Raw genomic sequence first — 10,448 nt, 5'->3', positions numbered from 1 at the left:
TCAGGAAGGATTTTGCGTACGGGTGGTACAGGCAGGTCGGGTGGAACTGGATGAATTCCATGTTGGCCACACGGCATCCCGCACGCCATGCCATGGCGATGCCATCGCCGGTCGCCGTGTCGGGGTTGGTGGTGTAGAGGTAGACCTTGCCGGCACCGCCGGTGGCGAGCACCGTATGGTCCGCCGCCAGGGTCATCACGTTGCCGGAATTGACATCCTGCACATAGAGGCCGACACAGCGGGGCGTGCCCGAGCCGGCATCCAGCTTGTCCGACTTGATGACGTCGATCGCGTAGTGGTGTTCGAGGACCGTGATGTTCGGATGGTTGCGCGCCTTCTGCTCCAGGGTGACCTGAACGGCGTGGCCGGTGGCGTCCGCGGCGTGGATGATGCGACGCTGGCTGTGGCCGCCCTCGCGCGTCAGGTGGTAGCCGAGTTCCGCTGTCGGATCGCGGGTGAAGGGAACACCTTGCTCGATCAGCCACTCGATCGCCTCGCGGCTGTGTTCGACGATAAAGCGCGTGGCGCTCTCATCGCACAAGCCTGCGCCGGCAACCAGGGTGTCGGCGATGTGCTGCTCGTGGCTATCGCCCGAATCGAGGACTGCGGCAATGCCGCCTTGCGCCCAGTTGCTCGCACCGTCCAGCAGGCTGCGTTTGGAAACCACAACCACCTTGTGCGTTTCCGCGAGGTGAAGGGCGACGGACAGGCCGGCGAGGCCGCTGCCTACAATGGCGACATCAAATTTCATAAGATAGGAATTCGACTGCGTTGTCATTACTCGAAACGACATCTTACCATCTGACAATGGTTCCCTCCGGTTACCAGTTCACGCTGTGATAACCTCGGACCCGCCAAAAACGAGGAGCGTGCATAGACTTATGACTGGAATATTGAAAAAAGTTGCCTTGGTCCTTCTGGCGCTGGTCCTTGCCACGCTCGCCGTTGCCGCCTGGTACCGCAGTGCCACGCTTCCGATGGTAAATGGGACAAGAACCCTCAAAGGCTTGACCGCCCCCGTCGATATTGTGCGGGATGCCAACGGAATTCCGCATATCTACGCCAAATCGCAGGCGGATGCGTATTTTGCACTGGGTTACGCGCATGCTCAGGACCGTTTGTGGCAGATGGAGCTGAACCGCCGCATCGCCGCGGGACGCATGGCTGAAATCCTCGGGCCAAATGCCGTTCCCACCGACCGCTTCCTTCGCACGCTGGGCGTGCGCCGCAATGCGGAAAAGATCTTTGGCAATCTGTCGCAGCAAACGCGCGACGCGCTGGAAGCCTACGCGCGCGGTGTCAATGCATGGCTCGAAGACCGCAGCGGCCCCTTGCCGCCGGAATTCCTCCTGACGGGCGCACCTGTGCCCGCGCCGTGGCATCCTGTCGATTCCATCGGCTGGCAGACCATGATGGCCTGGGACCTTGGCGGCAACTGGACACAGGAGCTGCTGCGCATGCGCTTGTCGCAACGGCTCTCGCTCGCGCAAATCAATGAATTCCTGGCGCCGTATCCCGGTGATCCGGTAGTGCCAACCCAGGATTACACCGTGCTCTACCGCGAACTGGCCGGCACCACCGCGCAGCTCGAGAAAGTGGCGGCGATTGCACCGCCGTCCTACGTCGATGGAATGGGATCGAACAACTGGGTGGTCGGCGGCGCCTTGTCCGAGACCGGCAAGCCGCTGCTCGCCAACGACCCTCATCTCGGACTGTCGGCACCGGCACTGTGGTACTTCGCGCATCTCTCCGCACCGGGGCTCAATGTCATCGGCGCCACGCTACCGGGCATCCCCTCGGTTGTGCTCGGTCATAACGATCGTATTGCATGGGGCTTCACCAACACCGCGCCGGACGTACAGGACCTTTACCTGGAACGCGTCAATCCCGAGGATCGGAGGAGGTACCAGACGGCCGACGGCTGGGCCGAGTTCAAGGTGCGCAATGAAACGATCAAGGTGAAGGGCCAGCCGGATGTCACCATCGAAGTGCGCGAAACGCGGCATGGGCCTGTGATTACGGGGGCGATTCCCATCATGGAAAAAGCACCGCTCGACGCGACGAAATATGTCGTGTCCTTTGCCTGGACGGCGCTGCGCCCGGACGACCTCACATTGCAGGCCGGTCTGAAGTTCACCCAAGCTCAAAACTGGGAGCAATTCCTGGATGGCGCGCGCGACTTCGGATCGCCGCAGCAAAGCATGGTCTACGCCGACGTGGACGGCAATATCGGCTTTGTCGCCCCGGCGCGGGTGCCGGTGCGCAAGCCGGAGAACGACCTCAAGGGCCTGGCGCCGGCGCCGGGCTGGGATGCGCGCTACGACTGGGCGGGGTTCATTCCTTTCGAGGAGTTGCCGCGGAAATTCAATCCGGCGCCGAGCCGCATTATGACCGCCAACCACAAGATCGTGGATGCGGATTACCCGCACTTCCTGACCAGCGAATGGACCTTGCCGTACCGTGCTCGCCGTATCGACGCCTTGCTGGATGCAAAGGAAAGGCACAGCCTGGACAGCTTCGCCGCGATCCAGAAGGACCATGTGTCGCTTGCGGCGCAGGAAATCCTGCCTGTGCTGCGCACCACCGTGCCGCGATCCGAGCGCGCCAAGGCCGCGCTTCAATCTCTGGCTGGCTGGAACGGCGAGATGGACGCCAACCGGGCGGAGCCGCTGATCTTTACGGCATGGATGCGCATGGCGTCGAAACAGATCTTTTTGGACGAACTTGGCGAGGCGCTCATGAAGGATTACTGGGAGCAGCGCAACGTCCACCGTCCAATGGTGAACGTGCTGACCAACAAGGACGGGCAGGGCCGTTGGTGCAACGACGTGACTGTCGCCGTGAAGAATGGACGTCAAGGTTGCGGTGACGTGCTGGCGGCCTCGCTGGACGCGGCGCTGGCCGACCTGGAGCAGCGCTACGGTCCCGACATGGCGAAGTGGCGCTGGGGCGAGGCCCATGCGGCGCATTCCGAGCATCGGCCGTTTTCCAAGGTCGATCTGCTGGCAAAGTACTTCGACCTGAGGATTCCCACGCCGGGCGATACCTTCACGGTCAACGTGGGCCGCCATAACCTGCGCGATGAAAAGGCACCGTTCACCAACCACCACGCGGCCAGCCTGAGGGCGCTGTACGACCTCTCCAACCTCGAGAACTCACGTTTCATCCACTCCACCGGGCAGTCGGGCAACGTGCTGTCGCCGCATTACCGCGATTTCATGCAGCGCTGGGCCGAGGTCAGGTACTTGCCGATGAAGACGCGCCGCGAAGATGTGGAGAAGGAAAAGCTGGGCGTGTTGACGCTCCAGCCTTGATACGGACTTGGGAAAGTAACGGGATGGCCAGAACGGAGAGTGCCATCCCTCTCGCGCGTCAGGCCGTGCCTGCCGCCTTCCTGTACGCGCGAATGAACAACTCCATCGCAACCGGGTCACCTGCAAAGTACGCCCTTTGCAGGATCTCGAAGCCTTTCTGGGCATCGCCGCCGCCGAATTCCTTCCCTAGCGACTGCACCGCCGTTTCGATGTTTTGGAGCTCCTTCACTTCGTTGACGGGCTCGTTGGGATCTTCACGGTGGCTGTCCGCATGGTTGCCGGTCCAGTGGGTTGAAATATATTCCGTGACGGCTTCATTGAGCTGGCTGAGATTCTCGCCGTTTTCCATGCCGAGCTTGCCCTTGAAAATCCGATTCGCAAATGCATGATTCAACTCGTGCGCGAGGATGGAGGGAATGATCTTGCTGGCTCCGCTCACCCAAACCGTTCCACTGCCATTTCCTGCGGTAAAACCGTAATCCGTCTTTTTGGGATCGCCGGTGTCATACAGCATGACCAGGGGAAGCTGCCCTTCCTTTACCGGCGCATAGTGCGCGTTCATCTTGATCCAGTCCATCACCGTGGCAATGATCTCTTTCGCCTGCTCTTCGGTCGGTTGGACGACTTTGCCGGCAACGCCGTATGGAAGAGTGGTGGGGACGTCCTCTCCGCCATTCTTGCTGGCTTTGACCAAGGCATTGTAGACGTCGAGTACGTTGTATTTTGCGAGCGCGGCGTTAATGCCGTCGCTGTCCAGATAACCGTTATTGAGCAGTCCCTTCTTGATCTCCATTGGGTCGCCGCGTTCCTGGCCCTGCGGAAGATTGTTGATGGTCGTCTGCGGGTCATCGTAGGGCTTCACCGGGGGGTGGTTCGGCTCGTTGTCGATCGGGTTGTACAGGACGATGGGCAGGCCATTGGCATCCTTCGCCAATTCATTTGTGGCCGCATCCACTTTCTGGACGAAGCCGTCTTCGTTGGTCAGCTCGAGTTCGTTGTTCGCTATGTTCTTGTAGATGTCGCCATACTGCGTGGTTCCGTTTTTTCCCGGAATCTTGGCCTGCTGCCCGGTTTTGATGACCTGGTTGCCGATCTTGTCGTAGACGACGTCTTTGCCCTCGGCATTGGTGTACTTACCGTCAGGCTGGACCACATAGGCGTAGCCGTTCTGGTCGGCGACAACCTTGCCATACGTGTCGGCAGCGACCGGATGTCCATGCGTATCGTAGACAACATCCTTGCCGTCGGGCGTTTGTACATAGGCGGCGTTCTTGTCGATGAAATAGGGGTTGCCGCCAAGGTCTTTGTACGTTTCGCCGGTACGCGCATCGGCGGCTACGAGGATGCCGCTGGTCTTTTCGTACACGCCGTATTTGCCGTCTACGGTTTGGAGATATTTGCCGGTCTGGTCGACCGCGTAGATGTTTCCCTTCGGGTCGGTAATGGGCGTGCCATCGGAGTCGACCGGGATGGGGTTCTTGTTTTTGTCGAGAATGATGCTCCGTCCGTCCGGGGTCTTGAGAGGTTGATTGTCCTTGCCCGTGACGGTCGAGCCTGGCTCGCCCGGTGCAGCCTTCGGATCGGCACCGGGGGCGCTTTTCGTGTCGGCAGGGACCTTGTCGGGCTGTTTGCCCTTCTCATTGTCCGGTACCTGGCCGAAGGAGATGTTGAGCGCAGACTTGGTTGCCGTGGGCGATTGTTTGGCAGCGGTGTTGTCCTGCGGTGTCCTGGATTCGTTCTTGGGCGCTTGTTTGGGCTCGGGTGCAGGGGCCGGCTTTGGACCGCCGGCATTGGGTTTGTCTACTGCCATGATTTGTTCGCCTCTCGCAATCGGACCTTTGGGGTCGTCAAATGGATAAGAGATTGAGGTTGCATTGCGCATGTGGCCCGAGCACGTTCAGGACGCGGCTAAAGAGATGTGCAATCGGCGCCTCTTGGAAGGCTGCGTGCGCTATTTTTCAGATAGGTCTTGCCAGAATGGCATTCAATTGAGAGGCTCTGCCATGCGCGCGCGTCGGGCGATAGGTGCGCGTGAGTCGCGAATTTTCTTAAGGATTCGCCGAGAAATATCGAAGCGTCGCGGGGCCGAAAAGGGGAAGATTCACGGACGGCCCGCATGCCGTCTGCATGCGTTCACGTCAAAATGTGAAGGAATAAAAAAGCCGCCAGATGACGGCGGCTTCAAAACAGGGAATTCCACATCTTGTCCCGTGCGTCAGTCAGTACCAGCTGCCTTCCTGTACGCGCGAATGAACAGTTCCATCGCGACCGGATCACCAGCAAAGTACGCCCTTTGCAGGATGTCCATGCCTTTGTCGTCATCCCCGTTGCCGAACTCCTTCCCCAGGGCCTTTACCGCTACTTCGATATTTTGAAGCTCCTTCACTTCGTTGACTGGCTCGTTGGGGTCTTCGCGGTGGCTGTCCGAGTGATTGCCCGTCCACTTGGTTGAAATATATTCGGTGACGGCTTCATTGAGCTGGCTGAGATTCTGGCCGTTTTCCTTGCCAAGCCTTCCCGTGAATATTCGATTCGCGAACTCATGATTCAACTCGTGCGCGAGGATGGACGGAAGAATTTTGCTGGTTCCGCTCATCCATAAAATGCCGCTGCGATTCCCTCCGGTGAAGCCGGTATCCGGTTTTTTGGGATCCCCGGAGTCATACAGCATGATCATGGGAACCTGTCCGTCCTTTATCGGCGCGTAGTGTCCGTTCATATTCGCCCAGGCGATGAGCGTGGCAACGATCTGTTTCGCCTGTTCCTCGGTCGGTTGGACGACTTCGCCGGTCTTGCCTTCGGGAACAGTGGTGGGTATGTCATTCCCGCCATTCTTGCTGGATTTGGCCAAGGCATTGTAGACATCCAGCACGTTGTATTTTGCGAGCGCACTGTAGATGCCGTCGGTGTCCAGATAACCGTTCTTGAAAAACGACTTCTTTATCTCCAACGGGTCTCCGCGCTCTTTGCCTTGCGGGAGATTATCGATGGTCGTCTGCGGGTCATCGTATGGCTTCGCCGGCGGCCAGTTCGGATCGTCGTCCACCGGGTTGTATCGGACAATGGGCAGACCATCGGCATCCTTCGCCAAGTCATTCGTGGCCGGATCGACTTCCAGGGTGAAGCCATCGCCGTTCGTCAGTGCGAGTTCCTTTGTCTTGAGGTTTTTGTATATATCGGTGTACTTCGCCCCGGCATATTCGAATGGGATCAAGGCTTGCTGTCCGGTCATGACGACCTGCTCACCAGTCTTGTCGTAGACGATGTCCTTGCCCTCGGCATTGGTGTACTTCCCATCGCGCAGGAGCACGTAAGCGTAACCGTTCTGGTCGGCGACGATCTTGCCCGTATTGTCGGCGGCGACAAGGAGGCTGCTGGTCTTCTCGTACACGCCGTAGTTGCCATCCACGGTTTGGAGATACTTGCCGGTCTCGTCGACCGCGTAGATGTTTCCCTTCGGGTCGGTAATGGGCGTGCCATCGGAAGCGACCGGAATGGGATTCTTGTTTTTGTCGAGAATGATCTTCTTTCCGTCAGGGGTCTTGAGAGGTTGATTGTCCTTGCCCTTGACGGTTGACCCTGGCTCGCCTGGAGATTTCTTTGGATCGGCACTTGGGGCGCTTTTCGTGTCGGCAGGGGGCATGCCGGGCTGTTTGCCCTTGTCATTGTCCGTTACGTGGCCGAAGGAGATGTTGAGCGCCGACTTGGTTGCCGTGGGCGATTGCTTGGCAGCGGTGTTGTCCTGCGGAGTCTTGGACTCGTTCCTGGGAGCTTGTTTGGGTTCGGGTGCCGCGGCCGGCTTAGGACCGCCAGCGTTGGGTTTGTCTACTGCCATGATGTTGTTCGCCTCTCGCAATCAAAGGTGCCGCATGCCTTGTTTTGCAGATAGAAATTGCCTGAATAGTATTCAATTGAATCGCTGCGACAGGCGCGCATTGCGGGCGATCAGTGCACCCGGATCGCGAAATTTGTTAAGGATTCAAGGGGGAACTTCGAAGCGGGGAGGGAGGACTTCCGGCAAGTACCATTACCGTCGCCATTTGCTCAGAAGGTGGTGACGAAATAAAAAAAGCCGCCAGATGACTGGCGGCTTTGAAACCAGGGCTACCGGAAGGTAAGCCTGGGACGATTAGACGGTTAGTCGTTTGCGTAGATGTCGCGATCCTTGGTTTCGCCCACGAACAGCAGGCCGATCACGAAGGTCGCCAGTGCGATGACGATCGGGTACCAGAGGCCGAAGTAGATGTCGCCCTTGTAAGCAACGAGTGCGAACGAGGTCGTCGGCAGCAGGCCGCCGAACCAGCCGTTACCGATGTGGTACGGCAGGGACATCGAGGTGTAGCGGATACGGGTCGGGAACAGTTCGACCAGCATCGCTGCGATCGGGCCGTACACCATGGTCACGTAGATCACCAGGATGACGAGGAGCACGAGGACCATGCCCTTGTTCATCTGTGCCGGATCAGCCTTGGTCGGATAGCCCGCAGCCTTGATCGCGTCGCCCAGGTCCTTGGAGAAGGCCTTGTCCTTGGCGGCAGCGTCGTCCTTCGACAGGCCGTTGGCGCTGTAGGACTGGATGACGGTGTTGCCAACCTTGACGGATGCCGGGGTGCCCGGAGCAGCGACTTCGTTGGTGTAGTTCACCGAAGCGGCGGCCAGCTTTGCCTTCACGATATCGCAGGAAGAGGTGAACTTCTTGGTACCGGTCGGGTTGAACTGGAACTGGCAGTCAGCCGGGTCTGCGGTAACGACTACCGGTGCGTTCTTGATCGCCTGTTCCAGGGCCGGGTTGGCATAGTGGGTCAGGGCGCTGAAGATCGGGAAGTAGGTCACTGCAGCGATCAGGCAGCCGCCGAGGATGATGGGCTTGCGGCCGATCTTGTCGGACAGGGAGCCGAACACGATGAAGAACGGGGTGCCGACCACCAGCGAAGCTGCGATCAGCAGGTTGGCGGTTGCGCCGTCGACCTTCAGCGTCTGCGTCAGGAAGAACAGGGCATAGAACTGACCCGTGTACCAGACCACGGCTTGGCCTGCGGTCAGGCCAACCAGTGCCAGGATAACGATCTTCAGGTTCTTCCACTGGCCGAAGGACTCGGACAGCGGCGCCTTGGAGGTCTTGCCTTCAGCCTTCATCTTGGCGAAAGCCGGGGATTCGTTCATGGACAGGCGGATCCACACCGAAATGGCGAGGAGGAACACCGAGACCAGGAACGGGATACGCCAGCCCCAGTCGGCGAACGCTGCTTCGCCGATCGCGGTACGCGTCCCCAGGATCACCATCAGGGACAGGAACAGACCGAGGGTTGCGGTCGTCTGGATCCATGCGGTATAGGCGCCGCGCTTGCCGTGCGGAGCGTGTTCGGCAACGTAGGTTGCCGCGCCGCCGTACTCACCGCCGAGCGCGAGGCCCTGCAGGATACGCAGCGAGATCAGGATGATCGGTGCGGTAATGCCGATCGACGCATAGTTGGGCAGCAGGCCCACGACGAACGTGGACAGGCCCATGATCAGGATGGTCACTAGGAAGGTGTACTTGCGTCCGATCATGTCGCCGAGACGGCCGAACACGAGTGCGCCGAACGGACGGACCAGGAAGCCCGCCGCGAAAGCCAGCAGCGCGAAAATGAACGCGGTGTTGGGATCGGTGCCCGCGAAGAACTGCTTCGCGATAATCGCTGCGAGCGAACCGTATAGATAGAAGTCGTACCACTCGAAAACCGTGCCCAGCGAAGAAGCAAAAATAACTTTTCTTTCTTCTGCTGTCATGCCGCGGTCAGCCGTAGCTTGTACTGTCGCCATGCCAATCTCCTCAAACTCGAATAATTAAAATATTGAATGTGCAAATACACTTGCCCATTTGATTGCACGATTCGGAGTGTGCGACTGAAAACTTACGGGACGCTTGCTCGAAACTTACAGAAACTTACAAGCCGAGCAACCCTCGAATGCACTTTTTCCCTCTGAAAACAGCAATCTAGCCCTCCGGAAAGACTGAATAATTTTTTACGAACGATCGTGCTAAAACTGTGGTATTCTCGAATTTCGTTGGAATTCCAGAAGTCGTCTACCTCATAAAGAAACGTCCCGGCACCGACCCGGACGCCAACCAATTCAACACAAGGAGCCTCAAATGACTGACGCCGTCATCGTATCCACCGCCCGTACCGGCCTGGCCAAATCCTGGAAGGGTGCCTTCAACATGACCCATGGCGCGACCATGGGCGGCCATGTCCTGAAGGCCGCGATCGAACGCGCGAAGATCGATGCGGGTGAAGTGGAAGACGTCATCATGGGCTGCGCCACGCCGGAAGGCGCCACCGGCAGCAATATCGCCCGCCAGATCGCCCTGCGCGCCGGCTGCCCGGTGACCACGGCCGGCATGACGATCAACCGTTTCTGCTCTTCCGGCCTGCAAACCATTGCCACCGCAGCGCAGCGCATCATTGCCGGCGAGGGTGACATCTATGCCGCCGGCGGCGTCGAGTCGATCTCCTGTGTGCAGAACGAAGCGAACAAGCACATGATCGCGGAAGACTGGCTCAAGCAGGCCAAGCCGGAAATCTACTGGCCGATGCTGCAGACCGCCGAGATGGTCGCCAAGCGTTACAACATTGCCAAGGAACGCCAGGACGAGTACGGCGTGCAGAGCCAGATGCGCGCCTCTGCCGCACAGGCCGCCGGCAAGTTCAATGACGAAATCGTACCGATGACGACCATCATGGGCGTGGCCGACAAGGCAACCGGCATGCTGGTGACCAAGGAAGTCACGATATCCGCTGACGAAGGCATCCGTGCCGACACCACGCTGGAAGGCGTGTCCAAGATCCGCACCGCGATCCCGGGCGGCGTGATTACCGCAGGCAATGCGTCGCAATTCTCCGACGGCGCATCGGTTTCCATCGTCATGAACAGCAAGCTGGCCGAGCAGAAGGGCCTGCAGCCGCTGGGCATCTTCCGCGGCTTCGCCATCGCCGGCTGCGAGCCGGATGAAATGGGTATCGGCCCGGTGTTCGCCATTCCCAAGCTGCTGAAGAAGGCCGGCCTGAAGGTCGAGGACATCGGCCTGTGGGAACTGAATGAAGCCTTCGCCGTGCAGGTGCTGTACTGCGCTGACAAGCTCGGCATCCCGAT

General features: G+C 59.2%; 6 protein-coding genes. 2 read left to right on the top strand and 4 right to left on the bottom strand.

Features of this window, described 5'->3' with window-relative positions; translation table 11 throughout:
• The coding region (locus AYR66_RS15410; RefSeq protein ID WP_141104250.1) for an FAD-dependent oxidoreductase at positions 1-751 on the bottom strand (751 nt) is incomplete at its 3' end.
• Positions 752-881: 130 nt separating this feature from the next.
• On the opposite strand from AYR66_RS15410, the gene AYR66_RS15405 reads away from it, so the two are divergent.
• Positions 882-3,314 carry a penicillin acylase family protein gene (locus AYR66_RS15405; RefSeq protein ID WP_088708230.1) on the top strand — a complete coding sequence of 811 codons (2,433 nt, stop codon included), beginning with the start codon at positions 882-884 and terminating at the stop codon, positions 3,312-3,314.
• A gap of 58 nt (positions 3,315-3,372) precedes the next feature.
• Here the strand turns inward: AYR66_RS15405 and AYR66_RS15400 are convergent, their stop codons facing one another.
• The 3 genes from AYR66_RS15400 to AYR66_RS15390 form a co-directional block, all read right to left on the bottom strand.
• Positions 3,373-5,196, bottom strand: coding sequence for a hypothetical protein (locus AYR66_RS15400; RefSeq protein WP_141104085.1), 1,824 nt, complete (start codon positions 5,194-5,196; stop codon positions 3,373-3,375).
• Positions 5,197-5,529: 333 nt separating this feature from the next.
• Positions 5,530-7,149, bottom strand: coding sequence for a hypothetical protein (locus AYR66_RS15395; protein WP_088708228.1), 1,620 nt, complete (start codon positions 7,147-7,149; stop codon positions 5,530-5,532).
• A gap of 302 nt (positions 7,150-7,451) precedes the next feature.
• The gene (locus AYR66_RS15390) at positions 7,452-9,116 is read right to left on the bottom strand and encodes an MFS transporter (RefSeq protein WP_170942162.1); all 1,665 of its coding nucleotides are present in this window, start codon (positions 9,114-9,116) and stop codon (positions 7,452-7,454) included.
• Positions 9,117-9,447: 331 nt separating this feature from the next.
• Between AYR66_RS15390 and AYR66_RS15385 the strand changes: the two genes are divergently transcribed.
• The coding region (locus tag AYR66_RS15385; protein WP_088709836.1) for an acetyl-CoA C-acyltransferase at positions 9,448-10,448 on the top strand (1,001 nt) is incomplete at its 3' end.

The organism is Noviherbaspirillum denitrificans (assembly GCF_002211445.1).
Lineage (GTDB): Bacteria > Pseudomonadota > Gammaproteobacteria > Burkholderiales > Burkholderiaceae_D > Noviherbaspirillum > Noviherbaspirillum denitrificans.
Note: the sequence above shows the minus strand (reverse complement) of the source record. Positions and strands in the feature narration are given on the sequence as shown.

Coding starts and splice junctions, on each gene's coding strand:
- AYR66_RS15400 (WP_141104085.1), bottom strand. CDS start 5,196: ATGCGCAATGCAACCTCAATCTCTTATCCATTTGACGACCCCAAAGGT.
- AYR66_RS15405 (WP_088708230.1), top strand. CDS start 882: ATGACTGGAATATTGAAAAAAGTTGCCTTGGTCCTTCTGGCGCTGGTC.
- AYR66_RS15395 (WP_088708228.1), bottom strand. CDS start 7,149: ATGGCAGTAGACAAACCCAACGCTGGCGGTCCTAAGCCGGCCGCGGCA.
- AYR66_RS15390 (WP_170942162.1), bottom strand. CDS start 9,116: ATGGCGACAGTACAAGCTACGGCTGACCGCGGCATGACAGCAGAAGAA.